At 56.6% G+C, this 18,308-nt stretch carries 11 protein-coding genes; 9 read left to right on the top strand and 2 right to left on the bottom strand.

The annotated features are described in order from the left end of the window. Window positions 1–1,418: 1,418 nt before the first annotated feature. On the bottom strand, window positions 1,419–1,775 hold the full coding sequence (locus C481_RS20170; RefSeq protein WP_006111203.1) for a hypothetical protein: 357 nt from the start codon (window positions 1,773–1,775) through the stop codon (window positions 1,419–1,421). 1,164 nt (window positions 1,776–2,939) lie between these two features. Continuing rightward, window positions 2,940–3,317 (bottom strand): hypothetical protein, encoded by a 378-nt coding sequence (locus C481_RS20165; RefSeq protein ID WP_006111202.1) that lies wholly within the window; start codon window positions 3,315–3,317, stop codon window positions 2,940–2,942. A 297-nt stretch (window positions 3,318–3,614) separates the two neighbouring features. Here C481_RS20165 and C481_RS20155 point away from each other — a divergent pair, with 297 nt between their 5' ends. The 9 genes from C481_RS20155 to C481_RS20115 all read left to right on the top strand — a co-directional run bounded on the left by C481_RS20155 (window position 3,615) and on the right by C481_RS20115 (window position 18,273). Next, window positions 3,615–4,280 (top strand): HNH endonuclease, encoded by a 666-nt coding sequence (locus C481_RS20155; RefSeq protein WP_006111200.1) that lies wholly within the window; start codon window positions 3,615–3,617, stop codon window positions 4,278–4,280. 67 nt (window positions 4,281–4,347) lie between these two features. Next, window positions 4,348–4,686 carry a hypothetical protein gene (locus C481_RS20150; RefSeq protein ID WP_006111199.1) on the top strand — a complete coding sequence of 113 codons (339 nt, stop codon included), beginning with the start codon at window positions 4,348–4,350 and terminating at the stop codon, window positions 4,684–4,686. A gap of 135 nt (window positions 4,687–4,821) precedes the next feature. Further along, on the top strand, window positions 4,822–6,615 hold the full coding sequence (locus C481_RS20145) for a hypothetical protein (protein ID WP_006111198.1): 1,794 nt from the start codon (window positions 4,822–4,824) through the stop codon (window positions 6,613–6,615). An 88-nt stretch (window positions 6,616–6,703) separates the two neighbouring features. Further along, on the top strand, window positions 6,704–8,209 hold the full coding sequence (locus C481_RS20140) for a hypothetical protein (protein ID WP_006111197.1): 1,506 nt from the start codon (window positions 6,704–6,706) through the stop codon (window positions 8,207–8,209). A 6-nt stretch (window positions 8,210–8,215) separates the two neighbouring features. After that, the gene (locus C481_RS22825) at window positions 8,216–9,592 is read left to right on the top strand and encodes an ATP-binding protein (protein ID WP_241434722.1); all 1,377 of its coding nucleotides are present in this window, start codon (window positions 8,216–8,218) and stop codon (window positions 9,590–9,592) included. A 119-nt stretch (window positions 9,593–9,711) separates the two neighbouring features. Then, the gene (locus tag C481_RS20130; RefSeq protein ID WP_193787849.1) at window positions 9,712–10,104 is read left to right on the top strand and encodes a hypothetical protein; all 393 of its coding nucleotides are present in this window, start codon (window positions 9,712–9,714) and stop codon (window positions 10,102–10,104) included. 6 nt (window positions 10,105–10,110) lie between these two features. Further along, the gene (locus C481_RS20125; protein WP_006111192.1) at window positions 10,111–11,061 is read left to right on the top strand and encodes a hypothetical protein; all 951 of its coding nucleotides are present in this window, start codon (window positions 10,111–10,113) and stop codon (window positions 11,059–11,061) included. Then, window positions 11,061–13,742, top strand: a complete 2,682-nt coding sequence (locus tag C481_RS20120) for a helicase HerA domain-containing protein (RefSeq protein WP_006111191.1) — start codon at window positions 11,061–11,063, stop codon at window positions 13,740–13,742. The genes C481_RS20125 and C481_RS20120 overlap by 1 nt, the downstream gene beginning before the upstream one ends. After that, entirely contained in the window at window positions 13,729–18,273 is a 4,545-nt protein-coding gene (locus C481_RS20115) for a type IV secretion system DNA-binding domain-containing protein (protein WP_006111190.1), read from the top strand. Before C481_RS20120 ends, C481_RS20115 begins: the two co-directional genes overlap by 14 nt. Window positions 18,274–18,308 lie beyond the last annotated feature (35 nt).

Below are 18,308 nucleotides of genomic sequence, written 5' to 3'. Positions count from 1 at the left end.
TCGATATCCCCGTCGCGACGGTCCCGAAGAGCGAGGCCGCGTTGCCTGACGGTCCGATCTATGACTCAAGTCGGTCCTACGCGGAGAACAAAGCCCGAATCGATCGGTATCGAGCTTCAGAGTAGCATCTATCGAAAAGTTGCAATTCGAACCGCTCGAGACGTGTGACGAGGCGGTGCCGTGTGAGCACGTGATTCGCGGGTTTAAGGGTGAATGGACAAACGCAGACCGAGGTGGTGCGCTTGTCCTTGGCCCGAACAGGCAATCGGAAGGTCATGTTCAGGGGTTCAGTGCGAGCACTCGCTATCCTAGCGAGTGCCGAGTCGGTCACGGCGTGATCTGCCCGTAATGTGTCCCAGGCCAGCGGTTTTGCGGACAGATCATGCGCTACTATACCAAGGATATGGATAGTCCTTGGCCTGTCGAGTACAGGGAAGGGTTAAGGCCGTCAACGACCGGCATGAACAGATTTGACTCTACGTCAGAGAAAACCTCTGACGACGATCGGAACCGTCGGTTCGCTCACCGTCGTCGAGGATATCAACGGCGTCGGGCTGGCGACCTCAAAGACGATCATAAGGGAATTCAACAGTCTGGACGACCTTCGAGAGAGGGAGCGAGCGAGAGCAGTAGTCGTTTTATTAGTCCATGAGTAGCTAACAACTGGTATTATTCTTCGACTTGTGTGAATGGCCCGTAAATTTCTTGCTTCAACTCATGTGCCTCGTCTGATGAGAGTGAGCCTTTCATCTCGAGTGTCTCAATAAGATGAATCATCGACTCACAAAGTTGCGTCGGGTCGTCGAGATTCATTTCTGGAGTGTTGTCATCCATATACAGGCCACATGATCGAATGATACCAAAGCTACCTGTGCAATATCACTATCGGAGAAGAGACGGTTGGGCCGTGTTGGGAGGGCTCAGGGGTGGACCACTGGTCGCAACTGCTCCGTGATACGTTTTTCAGTATTGCCACCGAACGGGCCAACCGCAGTGGGTCATCTGCGGTTGCACCCGCCACGGAAGCCGTACAGGCGTAGACTGTTTGTGTCTCAGTCCAGCTAGCTATCGCGGTTTAGTTTCCGAATCGATGCAGTGTGATCTGCCCAGAGTAATGCGCTCGGGTGGGACGCGAGTACCTGTGGGCAGATCATGCGATAGTGTGACAGTAACACAGATAGTCCTTGGCCTGTCGAGTACAAGCAGGCAGTGTCGTCAGTAGGTTCGTGCACTAGCGACTCGGAATCTGAGGAGTGCAAGCACAGCCGCGAGCACACAGCCAGCAAGAAATCAGTCGGTTGTTTGACGCTGTTCCATACGAGTTGCGCACCGGCAGTGCCCTTTGGCGCAGTGCCAGAGAGTGCCAGTACGCCCGTTCAAACCTTATTGAAGACGGCCTCGAGTGCTAGATAGATAGCCTATTTGTCTCGAAAGTCCGAAAAAGAGATCAGTCCGTCTTCCGCGCCATCGACCATCAACGGCTCGCCGTCGAAAAAGGCCCGCACCGCCTCGAAGGCAGTCCATCGGGTTGCGTTTGTTGGGAGTGTGCGATAGTAGGCCCCCGTTTGGTGATCTCGGATACGAATATTCCATCCCTCGGAGTGCTTCTTGCAGGCGATTTCCACGTCAGCCGACGGATGATACCACGCCGTTAGATCATATCCACGATACGTGAGTTGCCACCCGTCAGGAGTACTCACGTCGAACAGCGAGACGTGATTGCACAGCACTCCAAACGTGCCAGCGTAGTCGGTCTCGAGGGACTCTGTCGCCATATTTGGCTGTCCCACACTCAATCAGATAAACGTACCCCCAAGCAGACACCACCGTTTCCGCTGTTTTCGCTAGTCCCGCCCACCCAAGCCGCCTGTCTGTCGGGGATAGACTTTTACATATGTTTCGTGTAACATCTAAATAGGATTCGGGCCGCTCGAACGCACGAAACGACCGGAATCAAAATTATAGACATGAGTAGCAAGCAGCAAACGGGACCGCCGGTCGATATGGGACGGCCACAGACAGATGACCCGCTGGCAGGGCTCGCGAGTAACGGGGTACTCCAGTGTCACAACCCCGAGACCGGACGGGTATGGTTCTACACATGCGAACTCAGTGTGGTGCGACGGTACCACGGGTTCGCTGCCGGAGTTTGTTTTGAGGACCGAAGTGGCCGATACCATTAGGCTCGAGGCGGTCGAATCAGAACGGGTCGGGCTCGGAGAGCTCAAGTGGGTGCGAGGTATGGGTGAATGAGTAGCGACCTTCTCAACCCTCGAGCACCGCACTGGTATGACTTCAACAGAGTGAACGACATTCCAAGCGACTGGCAGACGCGACGGCCAGCGCTGACTTTTGATTAGCGCTTAATCACCATTTCGGTGACAGTCGGACCACGAACCAATCCCTATAGGCATCGAACTCAACAGGCTAGCGGTCCTTGGTCTGTGTGTCGCGTTCCCACGGCGCGACAACGACCCGAACCCAGTACGCCGTGAGTGGGCGTTTTCCTGACTCGCGCCGCTTACGGGGTTTTCAAGACACACCAGATTTCGAATGAAAAGTAACGGGCGTGGGTTGATAGTCCTCGAGTACGTTTCAGTGTTTGTCGCGTTACACAGACGCGGCAGGCATGGCTATCAGGTTCCCATACACTCCTGATCCACAGCCTTGTCCGGCAGCGGGCGCGTACACGACAAATCTCTATAGAAATAATATGACGATCTTATTCCTGGAAGAGCAGGAGTTTCCACATACGATCGCCAGTCGAAAGACTATCGGTTCATCCATCGGACGGCCCGTATGGCCAACCAGGGACTCACCACCGAAGAGATTGAAACGCTTCAGGCCTTGTTCGAGGTGAATCCGCGATTCGGTGCGAAAAAGCAACGTGGTAGAGACGTGGGCAACGATCCATCAGTCCGTAACCTGAGTCTCAATAGTTACTCGGTGGAGTCTTTTGGATCGACGGGTGCGATGTACTTGTTCTTCCAGGAATTCCCCTCGCGCCACTGCCAGTAGTAATATTTGTAGCCGGGTTTCGTTTCCTTGACCGTGATGTACGCACCACTGGTGGCTACTCCCTCATAGTCAGTGGGATCGGTCGAAATCCCGCGTTCTTCGAGGGTGGTTTGTTCATCGTCAGTGATTGAGTCACGTTCTCGAGTTTCAGTGACTTCACGCTCGCGTTCAGCGCGTTTCCAGTGGGCAAGTTGGTCAGCATATGTACTCACTTGGTCGAGGCGATCGGGTGGTTGGCGTTCGAGTGGCTCGCGGAGGGTCTTTGGAAGATCAGGAGGTTCTGGTTTCTCTGCGGTCATCCCGGTTCTGCGTTACCCCACAGCGCATAGAATTATATACATTGTGGGGTAACGCCCTTGCCATTTGTCCAGGTAACTATATGTGTTCGGACACAAACTGTCGGATTATATGCGTCGTCGGGGAGTCCTCACTAGGTCAAGCGCCGCTTTCACCGGGACCGGGGTAGCTGGGTGTCTTGGTTCGGACACTGACAAAAGCGCGTTCAAGGAAGTTACTGAGGTCGGCTGGGTTTTCGAGATCACAATATCGGTAGTCGAGCACGACTTTGGCGAGCTGCAAGCGAGGGTCGATATCGAATGAGTACACTCGAGGCCCAGATTGAGTCACGCTACGACGATCCTGATGCGTATTCAGGGAATCGTCCGCCAGACTGGGAAGCCCGCCGAAAAATGGTATACCGCCATGACAACTGGACATGCCAAGCGTGCGGTCGACAAAGCGGCCCGCATGCGGGTGACGAGGGGGTTCGGCTCCACGCCCACCACATCGTTCCGTTGTCGAAGGGTGGATCGAACCGGCTGTCGAATCTGGAAACACTGTGTGAACCATGCCACCAGACCCAACACGACCACGATATCTTTACTGGCGACTGGGTCGGTGATGGCCCGCGCGTGTATACGGTTGGGTCACTGCGAGCAACTGCACGCGGGATTTTTGCTGCGCTGGTAATCGCTCTGTGGATCGTCCTCGTTGCTCGGCTGATCGCGCTCTCCGGAGGATATCCTCCGATGGCAGTGGGGAGAGAGACTGTAATCCTGGTCGGAGCGACGCTTCTGGGAAGTGTGGTAATCGTCTCAAAACCATTCCTCGTTACGAGTGTACTGGGGATCGTGGCCGCTGCGATAACGGCATTTGCCTGGGCCGACTTTGGATTGAGCCCCGAATTCGGGCTCATTGGGGCGATTGCGTGGCCGCCAGTCATCCTCGGTGCATGGGCAATTGTCTGTGACTATATACAGTGATCGCTCTACTTGTATCCATAACTGCATCTATGATTAAATCTAAATACTAGCACCTAAGAGAGCGAGTATGGCACGCAAAACGAAAGGTGCCCGAGTCCTGACCGTCCTGTTCGCATTCATTGCAACTACTGGGATAGCTGCTGCCCAGCAGAGCGAGATCAACAATTCCTTGTCGGAGATTGAGTCATTCGTCGCAACAACACTCGGCCAGATCGGTGTCATCGTCTTTCTCGTGGGTGCCGCTGCCTGGTTCGTCTCCCGCAAACATGCCGACCGTGCCCAGTGGGGCTGGCGAGGTATGTGGGGCGGCGCTGGGATGATCGTCCTCTCAGTTAGCTACAACGTGTTCGTGACGCTCTTCGAAAACCTCGCCCCGGGGATGGTCACACCCTGGATCGCCTTCTAAGTAGCACAGCCAATAGAATCACGACTTACCCCCAATCGACCCCCTGTCACCCCACCACGAATGGATGGCCAACGATTGTCGCTTGTACTGCTGCTCGTTGTCTCCCTAGCACTTTCAATTAGTGGTGCAGCGACGATGTCCACCGCGGAGACGACGGCCAACGACACAGACGTCTTCATCTCCGATAAACCGGATCCCGAAGCTGGCTCAGTCCCACCGTTCGTACTCCCAGACCTCGAGGACGTCGATGAAGAAGAGAATATCTCGGTAGCAGAGCTGAGTCAGACCCGCGATTTCTCCTATTCGACGACCCAACCCCCGTATCAGGTCGGCCCGGATCAGCAGACACTGCAAGAGTACCGCCTTGAGCAACTCGAGTCGATCGAGCGCAACGAGTCGACGAGTCTCTGGTTCCCAGACTCGGAACGCTCGAACGGCACGCTCGTAACGGACGCTCACGTAACGATCCTTGGAACCGAAGAAGGGACCCAGACCCGTCTCGAGTCTGAAGCAGGTACCCAAAACGACAGCGAGAGAGAGTCATTGTTGGTACCACGTGACGGGACAGTCTACACCCACCTTGATTATTCGACTCGTATCCCAGAGGGAACCTGCACTACGACCAATGAGACCCGGACCTGCCTCAACGTCACACTCCTCGATCAAGAAACCGATCGGACACTCGAGATCGGGTCCCAGTCATGGAGTGGTGATCCAGAGACGCCTCACCAGATCGACTACGCGGACGCGAACGCGAGCGGGGCGACAACGCTGGAAGTGGAAGCGACGATCACCTCGAGGCTTGCAGTCCAGGAGACCACCTACGTCCGTGAGGGGACTGACTGGGTGCTGTCGAATACAACCGACAATGAGACACTCGAACTCTCCCACACGGTTCAAGACGAAGCTCCCGTTGTCGTCACGACGAACCAAGAGCTGTCGATCGAGCAGACGATTATCGAATCAGACGACGGCATCGACCGGCTTATCCTCGAGTTCGATGGCCCGGAGACGCTCCATGACCGTCGGCTCTGGAGTACTGCGACGTTCGAAGAAGGCGCTGGCAAGATCGAGAATATCTGGGGCGTCTACTCACAGCGCCAGTATGAGACCGCCACGCGGGGTCATCGGCCAGGTGATGAGCTACCGATTTCGCCGGATCAAACCGAGTCCAATACGACGGTACCAGTGCTCAACGACGCATCGTCGGGAGTGTCGACAGGGAATGAGACGCTCGAGCAACTACCAGCGCCAGCGACCCAACAGGAGACCGTTCCGTTCCCGAACAGCCTCGAGAAGCAACTCGCCGCACAGCGAGATGACCCCACGCTTGAGGGAGAACCAACCAACCTCGTAAACCCACCAGAACTAGCTAGTTCGAACAGCTTCAGCTTCGCATCCGAGCCAGCACCACTCGATAAGGACGTCAATCTCTCCTCGGTCGAACCGCGTGGACAGACGACGCTCACCATTACAAACGCAGAGCAGCCGATCACAGAGGTTCGCGACATCCACGGCGATCCAATCCCGGTATCGACACAGACTGTCCAAGAGCGCGCCGCTCAGCTCGAGACGGAAATCCTCAACGACACGCACGCAGAGTTCCACCTTTTCGAGGAAGATACCGGCGAGGCGCTTGGCAACAAGACACTCTGGCTCCACGGTGCTGCCCAGGGACAGGTTACGACCGACTCGGACGGAACCGCAGTCGTCGAACGGAGTGACCTCTACGTGAGGGCTTCGTTCACGGGCGAGACCGATCCAGCGGAAGAGGTGTACTACAGTCCAGTTGAGACGCAGGCCACATTCCAGCCAGAGGCGTTCAACATTTACCAGCTACTGATGAGCTTCACTGGAGCGTTCGTCTCGATCATTGCCTTCGTGATTTTGTACATTCCGTTCGCGTACATGAGAGGTGCAAACAAATGACCGTTCGAATTCGATCCAATACAGTGTGGGTGCACACCCACTCCATAGCTTCCACGTTGACGGCCACAACAGAGACCCTGCCAAACCAATGACCATTCCTAGACTGCCCCTTCCGATCAAAGGCATCATAGAAAGCGTCGACCCCACGATACTGGGGTCGGCCCAGAAGAGCCTCGCCATCCTTCCAGGTGGTAATCCCGCCATCACCGTCGCGTTCGTCAGCGATTGGATCGCCGACTTCTTCATCTACATTTTGACCGGGATCCTGGGGTTCATCACCACCCTCGTTGCGGGCGGGATGCAGTCGTTCATCATCTTCGATAGTCCCTACAATGATCCGGCAATGCAGGGTGCCTTCGAGCACAATCTGGCAATTTTCCCTCAACTGCTGGTGATCGTCTTCATGGCTGGGATCGCCTCTGCTCCGTTCTCCGATCAGCGGGAAGTGACGAACTTCATGCTGGTCTGGAAAACGTTGAAGGTAATCATCTTCGTCGCCGTCGGCCGTCAGATTATGCACTTTGGTCTCCTTCTAACAAACGCGATAATCCTGCACATTTACACCGACGACTACGGTGACGCGTTCGGCCCCGAAGTGCTCGAGGCTGGATTTGAAGGGGCAGCTTCGCTGGGTGCGGGGGCCATCATCGGTGGGATCATAATCAACTTGGTCTCCGTCGCAGGCATCCTGCTCGCGCTCGGAGTCTTTGTGTTCCGGGAGTTCCTCTTCCACGCGACATTCATCTTACTTCCTGTTCTTGGGGCCATGTTGTACCTGGATTTCGGTCCACTCCGCCACAGCTCGGCGATCGCGAAAACACTCTTGCGGGCGACAGCGTACATGCTGCTTGCAGGGATCGTGATGGCGGGGCTACTCCAAACAGGTGCGGCAGCCGTTGGCGCGTATTCGGATATCGCCGTCCAAGGTGAGGAAATGACTGAGGCCGAGTTTGGCGAACTCATTGAAGCAATGCTCTTCTGGCTGATCGGACTGCTCGCCCCTGCCCTCGTCGGCCTCAAAGCTGCCGCGATGGCAGGGATGTCGCCGAGAGGCCTCGGCCGTCGGAGTGCAAAGAGCAGCTCGAAGTCGCAAGCTCAGAGCTCTTCAACGAACCAGTCAGGTGGAAAATCGCGACGTACTGCACTGATGGAACAGGCGAGGTACGGAGGGGCGAGGGGGGCCAAGTGGGGCGACAGTTTAACGGGTGGAAGGGGGAGCAGTGCTGCCAGCAGAGTGGGATCACGCGTCGGCCAAACGAAAGCAGCAGTTGGGAGTGCAGCTTCGTCGAAAGTCCCAGATGGTATTGTCAGCAGAGGTAAGACAGCGGGATCTGGTGTGAAAAAAGGCGGAAAGCGCGCGGTTCAGGACATGAAAGCTGGTGCTACCTATGGACCACGAAATCTTCACGAATCCCCGACCGAGTGGGCGGCGGCCGGGTTGGAACGTTATCGGGAAAACCCCGTTATCGACACGTCGACTCAACAATCGACTAGTGATGGGGTAGCCGAGGCCAGCACCAACGCTGCCGACACATCGCCAGACCCGGAATCGAGTCAACAGACACTGGACGAATACGACAACAACAATAACTAACGGAGAATGGAAAGAAAAACTCAACCCAAGAAATTCTTGAAGAAAGCTGTTGTTAGAATTTTCTCCTTAACTCTCTTTTCTGTGAACTTTGTAGCTGCACCACTAGGGATCGTTTGGATTGTAGCGTATTTTTCTGACCCAATTATAGCGCTAATCGCAATCCCTGCTATCTGGCTAATCCCTTCATTGACTGCTGCGTGCTTGGTTGTCGGCATCTCTCCACTCTATGGGGAGGAGCCCGAACATGCAGATATCGATTTCCTGTTTGGAGGCGTCTTTGGAGCAGCAATATTGACGGCGGTGTGGTTTTTCCCTATCTGGGAGAATAATCTGCCTGCTCTCGCAAGCATTCTTGCCCCGTTCCGAATCCCCTCCATGTTTGAAAGCTCTTGGTACATGGGAGCCAGTTGGCTTGCGTGTGTCCCACTGATGTTATCAGTAAGTATCGGAACCGCCGCAGAAGCTCTCGAAGAGGAAACCTCAACGGGAGAAGTGGAGCAGACGGACGCAGTGGATGCGGCTGCTCAGAGAGAGAAAACCGAGGCCAAACACAAGAAGACGCCTCACTCCAGCAATGGAGCGACTCAAGAGCACCCCATTCCCTCCCAACTCCAATACGGCTGGCAGTCTGCGCCCGACACTAGATTTGCGGACGTTGGTGGGATGGAGCCACTCAAAACGGAGGTCGAGCGCTCGGTGATCCGTCCATTGACTCGGCTGGATGCCGCCTACGAACGCTTCAACATCTCCCCACCGAACGGGATTCTCTTCTACGGTCCTCCAGGGACAGGCAAGACGCTGTTCGCTCGAGCCATTGCTGGCGAACTCGGCCACCCGTATCTCGAGCTCTCGGCGGGCGATATCAAATCGCGCTGGGTCAATGAGTCCACCGAGCAGGTCAACCGACTGTTCGCGGAGGCCGCACAGTTCGATCGGTGTGTGATCTTCATCGACGAGATCGACGCGCTGCTTGCCTCCCGTGAAAGCGACGTCAATCGCGAGCACACCCAGGTCGTCAACGAGTTCCTCGCTCACCTGGACGCCGACGATCCGAATTACCTCGTGATCGCAGCTACGAACCGCGCTGAACTCCTTGATGAGGCGGCTACTCGCCGGGGTCGCTTTGACCAGCAGTACGAACTCGGACTTCCAGATCGCGACGCTCGAGAGGCCATTTTCCGCGTCCGGCTCGACGAGCTGCCGACGGACTTTGACAACAACGCATATAGGAAGATGGCCGAGCAGACAGAAGGAGTCAGTAGCGCAGATATCGCTGGGATTGTCGACGACGCCGCGATGCGCGCCGCCGAACGCGACGCTGACGAACTTACGCTCGAGGATCTCCACATGTCGCTCCCAGACCAACCAGACCAACGGTCTTGAGACCGTACTCAGCAAGAGGTAGGTTGGGGCCGCAAGATCGTTCAAAATGGGCGCTTCATTGGAACATCAAAATTGGGAGTAACTTTTAACTAGATATCCCTAAGACGTACAGATTGCCTATGGAAACATTCCCTATCGCAGGGCGTGTCGTTAATACGAAGTTGGTTTTCGGGTTGACCGCCCGAGAAGCTGGCGAGGTTCTCGTGGTCCCGTTCTTGGCCATGGGTATCGCCCAAAGCCTCGGCTTCACTGGGACACTGTTCCTGGGTGCCGGCGGGATCGGACTCGCCATCGGCATCCTCACCCTACTGGTTTCCCCTGCTGGCCAACGACCCATCAGCTACGCCCGTGCCGCCGCCGAGTACTATCTCGGGTCGAATGGGTACCACAACCGGAGAACGCGACCCGAACCAGAGACACCCGTCGCCCAGGACGTCGTCTACGTTCGGCAGGCTGGCCTCGATATCGAGACGATCGAAGCCGAACAGGAAGCGGAAGCTGACGGACGGTGATCGATAATGGGAACTGCACCCACCGACGAGACAGCCACCGAAATAGCCTCAGAATCACACGAAGAGGACGAGGAGCCTGTTGTCCAGTCGACTGCCAGCAGTGATCACACGCCGCCCACACCCGAGTCCGACCTCGAGGTCCTACGAGCACTCGACAAATTCCTTGACGATATTGACACGAACCTCCCAACCGCTCGAGAGCGCTCCCGAGCGCGTGATCACTTCGACCTCAAGGATCGCCTTGGTGGATCGACAACGACCCAGGAGACACTCAGCTTCGACTACGTCCGGGAGGATGGTATCGCCGTCGACGGTGACAGCTATATCGGCCTCTTGAAAGTCCATCCACAGAACTGGCTCTCGCTCAGTGAACAGGCCAGACACGACACGATGAGCGCGTACATGTCCTTCCTGATGTCGCTCGAGTTCAGCGTGGCCGTCCCCTGCTACCCGAAAACGTTCGACCTTACGGGACACCTCGAGCGCTTCTACACGGCATCATCGAGGACGACTGCTCGAGAAGAGACGCCGATCCTCCAGTACGGACGGAAGTTCTACATCCAGTGGGCGAGCAACCGGATCAGAGACGCCGACCTCAAACAACGCGATTTCTACATCGTCACCCGTGTCGACGCTGATCAAGTCCACAAGAATCTCGACACGGGAAGCGTTCTGAGCCAGCTTGGCGATCTCCCGCTTATCGGCGCTGCCTGCTCACGAGTGCTTGCCCATACGCCATTCGGCGATTCGCACGAGGACGCACGAACTGAGCTCTGCATTCGCGAAGTGAGACAGCGACAGCGCCGGATTACGAACAAACTCGGCCGGACGGAGGTCTCGATTGACCAGGTAACCGACCGTCAGGAAACCATGGAAATCCTGTACCACTACTACAACCACGTCGACCCGCAGTTCGAGAAGTTCAATCAAGCGACCAAAACGGAGGGTGAGTACTGATGGGCTTCCTTTCAGGACTTCGTTCTCGTCTTACTTCGGGCAATAAGCACACGCTCAAGGAGATCGATGACGAGACGTTCGACCGGGCAGCAGCGATCGTCGAGGCCAACGGCGACGACCTCACCAAGGAAAACATCCGCGAGCAAGCCGAGCATCTCCTCGAACTCGAGGAGGTCGACGAAGGTGAGTTCCGACTGGGGGTCGTCCAGGACGACACCGAACAGTCGCTCGCCGACCGAGATATCATCGCCCCACGAAAGCTGAAAGAGGTCTCCAACTTCTTCGAATCGGGGTATATGATCCGCAACGACAAGTTCGTCCGTACACTGACGATTCACGGCTACCCCGAACGCGTCCCCTTAGGCTGGCTCGATGAACTGTATACGACGAACGATCACGTTCGGGTCACTCAACACATCCAGCCACGCGATACCGGCTCCGTCCTCCGTAAGTTGCAGAAACGCCTCACTCAGTTACGGGCTCGCCTCCACAAGAAACACGAGAAGAGTCAGACCGACACCCACGAGGAGGAGGCCGACCGCGACATGGTCCAGGATCTCATCTGGGATATCATCCTCGGGGAGACGAAGCTGTTCGACTTCGCGATCTACATCGAAGTGGTCGCCGACACTGAACAGGAACTCAACGAGGCAACCGAACGCGTCGTTGATTCGCTCAGTACCGCGAACGCGGAAGCAGTCCCCCTCGAGAAACGGCAAGTCGAATCACAGGACGCACTCGGCCCGCTTGGTGACGATCCGATCAAGTCGACCCAGTTGATGCAGGAGACCGCCATCGGCACGATGTTTCCGTTCATTGAGCCGGTGATCACCGATCCCGAGGGAATCTTCTATGGGTTTGATACGACGGACACACCCGTAATCCTCGACAGATACGAGCTCTCCTCGTACTCAAAAGCAATCGCCGGCACAATGGGCTCCGGAAAGACGTTCGCCGAGAAACACGAGATGTACCATCGGTTGATGATGGACCCCGAGATCGAGATGCTGGTTCTCGATCCGCTTGGAGACTTCGTTGACTTCGCGAACGATCTTGGTGGGCAAGTGATCCGCTTCGGCGGCGATAACACAGTCAACCCCCTCGAGATCCAGCGGGGTATCGACGACGCTGTGGACGATCCATTTAAGAAGAAATTGCGCTCGGTGATGGAGCTGTTTCGCATCCATTTCTCGGCGGTGACCGAGCAGTCGTTAAGCAAGGAACAGGAGGGAATCCTGCGGCGAGCGGTCCGACTTGCCTACCTCCAATACGGTATCACGGAAGAGACGGTGACCCACGAGAACACGAGCCCGACGATCGAGGACCTCCTTGATATCCTCGCAGAAATCGCCGACGGTGGCCTACCATCGGAATTCTTGGAACTGCACGAGGATGCGAACGACGAGCGAGTGTGGCCCGAGATTGACCAGCTCGAGACGCGATTTCGGGATGGCGACGAGCAGTACGCTTACCAATTATTGCTTGGTCTCGAGGCGTTCCAGAAGGGCGGCGAGAACGACAATTTGACCGGCCGGACGAACGTCGAACTCGACAACCGTTTAGTCGTCATCGACATGTCGATGTTTGCCGACACGGGGCAGGCACCACTGTTTATGCACGTGATGTTCGACTGGATCTACCAGCGAGCGGCCAGCGATCACGATCGCCGGACGCAGGTGACGATCGACGAGGCTCACTACCTGTTGCGACGGGAGGCGACGACAGATATGATCGATCTGTTCATCCGGCACAGTCGCCATTTCAACACGGCAATCACGCTCATCTCCCAGACTGTCGATGAGTTCGTCGCCCAGTCGGACGACCAGTCCAAGGAGGCCGCCGAGAAAGCGCGCAACGTCTACAATCTCTGCGATATCAAGCAAATCTTCCACCACGAGTCGGTCAGCGACGAGATGATCGACTTCCATGATCTCACCCCTTCCGAGCAAACGTTCCTGACGACGGCTCAGACTGGCGAAGACGGGGGCTACTCGGAGTTTTTGCTTGGTGTCAATGAGTGGTCGAAACCACTCGCACTCCACGTGAACGACTACGAAGTCAGCGTCCTCGACGATGACCTCGATCCGTGGGAGTATCTCGCCGAGAACCGGTATATCGACGCCGACGACGCCAGTTTCCTTGCCGCAGAGGACCGACTCGATGACTACGAGATTCCGGAGTCGGTGCTCGAGGAGGTGGATTTGAATGAGATCGACAGGGACCCCGAAACCGATGAGACGGTCGTCAAGCACGCCGATCGGGAGCGAGCCGATGTGGAGACCGAATATCACGAAAGAGACGTTAGTGAGACTGTTGAGGCCAGTCAAGGAGCGATAGCAGCTGCAGATGAGGGAGCGGAGGAACCGCATGAAGAAGCAGTAGAGGAACCGCATGAGAAGGTGGCAGAGGATTCGCGTGCTGAAGCGGCAGAAGATCGAGGCGACGATCTCTCTACGATCACTGGAGTCGGCGAGACGTACGCAGGATATCTCGCCGACGCAGGTGTCGAGACGGTTGGCGAGCTCGCTGTGGCAGATATTGAGTCTCTTTCAGAGGAGACGTCGATCCCGCTCACGCTGCTTGATGAGTGGGTTGATGCTGCCAGCACGATGTGTGAACCAGAGACCGCGAGTGGTGACGCTTCTTCGAGCACGGAGGTGACAACCGATGCAGACGACTGAGAAAACCGAGAGTACCCCCGACATCGGCGCTGAATCCCTTGAATGGATCGTGGCAGAGGACGAGCAAGTGAAGCAGGTCTCCGACCTAGACGTGCAGTGGACTGGTACGCCACTGTTTCGAGGCGGATCTCTGACGTTTCTGGTCGCACTCGTCTTCATAGCGGTCGCGCTTGCTCTTGCGACCGAGAGCATCGCCGGGGTCACAACAGGATCGTCGCTCGTCGGGCTCGAGTCCTATACGCTCGCGGTGGAGGGAACCAGTATCGAAATCCCACTGTGGTGGCTGAGTGCTATTCCGTTCCTGGTTGGCCTGATAGGCATCGCGATCAGTGTGCGTCCGATTGTTCGGGCGCTTCGCACCACCTACGTCCTCACCTCGGAGAAACTCTACGTCCGCACACGGGGAATTCATGGCGATGGATTCACGAAACTCCCGCTCGACCATGTCGTCGACACTACTTTTCATCAGTCCTCCATCGGCCGGCTGTTGTCGTATGGAACCGTCACGTTCAGTACGTTCGACCACACGTCGCCCGAAATCCAGTGCTGGGCGATTGAGGACCCAATAGAGCTTCACGAACGAGTGCTCGAGCTTGAGGCGTCCGCTAGCTCGCCGCTCGAGCGTAAACAAGAGTATATCCGAGTTGTGCCGTCGACGGGCGAGCGACCGCCACGGGAAGTTATCAACCAGATCCGTCCCTTGCACGACGTCCGACGAGGTGGGGTGCCGTGGTGGCAACAGCTCAACCCGCTTTCGGATCCCGACCCGCTCACGTTCGAGTTTGTGATTTACAGCGACGGGACGGATTCACCGATCGAATTCTATTATTCCTGTGAGCAGCACCTCTCCACGCTCTACGATCGGCTCAACTCGGCCTACCCCGACTCCGTGGAAATCGAGCGTGTGACTGTTGATTTTGCGGAGAAGCTCATCACCCCACAGCAGTATTCGTACGACGAGTTCGAGACCGCCCTCGAGAACGGCACTCTCCAGTGTACACCGGCTGAAGTCGATGCGCTCGTTCGTGTCCGGGGCTCCAAACCGACGCTTGCTGACGGAGGAGCTACGACCATCGGCGAGCAGGTTGATCGAGACAAGACTACCGAAGAGAACACCAGTACGGAGGCGTCTGATTCCGAGGCTTCCGCTTCTGAGTCTTATTCTCCTACCAGCTCCGATTCCAGTCTCCTACTCGGCAAGCAACTCCCGAGCATCGACCTCGATGCACTCCGTGCGAAAGAGAAGGCAGAAAACCGCGATCCAGGGTCGCTCACGTTCGCCCTCGAGACGCCAGTTGACACTGGTGAGGGGGTACTCGCCCGGCCACATCCGGATGAAGTTGAACCGTACGGACTGCGGTGGACCGGCAGCGGAGACCCGTTGGCAGCAATCAAGAAATTCGATCAGAAAATGGGAGAAACTGATCGGTCGAAGGCGAGCTCACACGCGCCGTTGACCGTGCTAATCGATCATTTTGCAAGCACGGACCATCCAATCGTCTTCCAGGCCGCGTTCGAAGGCGAGCCCGATCTAACGAAAGAGGGTGAATACCACATCGACGAAATCGAACAGGGTCGCGAGACGCTGTGGGGTGAAGCCGCCATAGCCCTTGAAGAGCTTCTACGCGGTCCAAAGAATAACGAGTCGTCTTCGTCGCGGTCAGAGTCACTCAGTGAATCTCGATCTGAGCGCATTACCGAGATCAAAAACGAAGACTGGGGCCATACGTTCACGACCAACCTGCGGGTAGTGACTGTCCCCACGAACTCGTCTCTGAGCGACACATCCGAAATCGAACACGGCCTACGGAATCTGAGTACCGTGTTCGATCCGCTTGCCGGTGACTACTACAAACTCGAGAGCGAAATCCTCTACGAGAAAGGAGTTCTTGAGCGCAGTCGGCGAAAGCGGTTGCGACGCTGTTTTAATCGGTTTCTCGAGGGTGAGGTCGTCGCTGGTGGGCGGGTGAGCCGCTCCGAACCCGACCTCCATCTCGATCCCGGCGAGCTCTGCAATCTGGTGATCGTTCCCAGTACCGAGCATTTGACTGATGAAGCAGTCAAAGAGACGCATGCGAATCCAGAAAGCCGCACGGCTCTTCCCGGGTTGGACACCGCCCAACGCCGCCAGTACACCACGGGAATGGTCCTCGGTCAGGACGCCAACAGTGCTGTTGAGGGGCCGCTTCGGTTACCGCCGAGCCGGCAAACACGCCACTGGTTGCTCTGTGGCGCAACTGGAAGCGGGAAGAGCCAAGTCACGTACCACATGTTGCGCTCGCTCGCCGAGACGACACCTGGGCCGAACGTCCTCTTCGACCCGAAAGGCGACAACATGTGTCAGAACTACCTGATGGCCCACTATAAGAAATTCGGGCACCTCGACGACGTATACCACTTCCGCGTACCGGAGACGCTTCCTGCAATCTCGTTCTTCGATATTCGACCAGCACTCGATGGGAACGATCGCGAGACGGCAGTCAAGGAGAAAGTCGACCACTTCCATGAACTGATGCGGATGATCATGGGAGCGGAGAAGTACGAACAGGCGTTCGTGGCGAACGAAATTCTGACGTTCCTGATCCAAGCGTTGTTCGATCCGAAACACGGTGACGACGTCTTCGGGTTGGATGATCTCGTCGGGGCCGCGACGAGAATGCATCGTCATCAGGAGCTGCCGGAGGTTTCGGAGATCAATGCCGACATCCACGACTCACTCGCCGCCCAGTTCGCCAAGGACGAGAACCAGTTCGACACGACGATGGGGGCGGTGATGAACCGGCTGAACAAACTGAAAGAGGATCGCCACCTTCACTGGATGCTTCGACACAAACCCGGTCGCGAAGTCGAATCCACCGGAGACGATCTCTACGGCTTCCACCAGCAGGAGACCCATTTCGACTTCAGTGAGTTCCTCGAGGAAGATGTCACGATCCTGTTCGACCTGGGTGACCTGTCGTTACCCGCCCAGCGCGGGTTCACCACAGTCTTATTGAGTAATCTGTGGCATTCAATCCAGCGACGGCGGCGGACGAACCCCGAGAACGTGGTCAACGTCATCATGGAAGAGGCTGCACCGTTCGTCGCGACCGAACTGGTCGCCGATCAACTGCTCCCCCAGGGCCGATCGTCGGGACTGAGCCTCGGCTTCGTCATGCAGTATCCCGAGCAGGTCAAGAAGTTCCACAATGGGAATGGTGCGTACGAAGAACTGCTGACAGAGGTGCATACGAAACTGATTGGTGACATCTCGATGAAGAACCGGTTCGCGAAGACGTTCACGCACGACGAGTTGTCTGTGGAGGATGTCCGGAACCGGAACAACCGGATGGCAGCGGGCGAGTGGTTCACGAAACTCGTTTCCCCTGGGTTCGGTGAGGAGCGACCAGCGCCGTTGACTCTGCACTCGCCCCCGATCATAAGCGGGCATCCAGAAAGCGACGAGCCGTTGACGGCGGCCGAACAGCAGCAATTCGACGAAGAGCTTCTGCCGGAGGTGCTCGAGCGGACTGAGGACGAGTACGGGTTATACGTACCGACCCACGAGGACGCGATGGAGTGGTCAAATTGGAGCGACACAGATCGGCGGGCTGGTGCGTCGCCGGCGCTGGACGAAGATGAGAGTGCAGAGATAGTGGAGTCCAACGAAGAGAGTGAGGTCATAGAAGCCCAGCAGCCGCTCGAGAAGACCAGCCTTGACGATGGGGGCGACGATCAGTACGATGATCGAGACGATAGCAGTAAAGCAGAGACTACCGACGACGATCCAGTTGACGTTGCAAACGGAGCCGCCTTCTTCGATTCGTCCACGGGCGAAGAGGAATGCCCAGTCTCGGACGATGAACTTCGGCGGCGGGGGCTCTCTCGAGACGACGCGATCTTCCTCAAACGTGTTCTTGACGCGATGAACCGTGACCTCCCGGAGTACACGCTGTTGGAAGGGATGGGCGAATTACAAGAGGATCTTGATGGGGTTGACGTCGACGTGTTGATCGAACTCGGGCTGCTCGAGAAAGGGAAGGTGGACCGACGACCGTATTATACGGTGCTTCCGGATGGACGAGAGCTTCTCGGCGAGACAATCACCGCCCAACCGGGGATTGGAGATCTTGGAGAGAAGACGCCACACAAAGTTGGGGTCGAACTCCTGGTGCGCTGGCTCGAGACTCTCGAGGAGGTCGATCGAGTGGAGCGATACTATCAGCAGTCCTCGGAGACGATTTTCGACGCTGCCGCGTTCGACGTTGATGATGAACTTGTGTGGGTTGGAGAAGTGGAGATGACCTCAAATAACGTGGAGGCAGTTGTGAGTGATTACGAGAAGATGGCTGCGGTCGACGCGGATGCCGTGTGGGCGTTCCCGTCACGTGACGACGCTGGCGAGATCGTGAATGTGCTCGCCGATGCAGAACGTCTTCCTGAGAATGTGAGTGGTCGAACAGCTAACTCATTTTCACGTCTCCAGGAGGCAGTCGAAGGATTCGAAGCCGATGGAATGGCGACTATCCACACCTTCAGGAAGCTGACCTAAACAAGGTGAAATAATGAAGGTTGATATGACATTCG

Source organism: Natrialba asiatica DSM 12278 (genome assembly GCF_000337555.1).
Taxonomy (GTDB): domain Archaea; phylum Halobacteriota; class Halobacteria; order Halobacteriales; family Natrialbaceae; genus Natrialba; species Natrialba asiatica.
The sequence above is the reverse complement of the archived record's forward strand: the minus strand, read 5'-3'. Positions and strand labels throughout refer to the sequence as shown.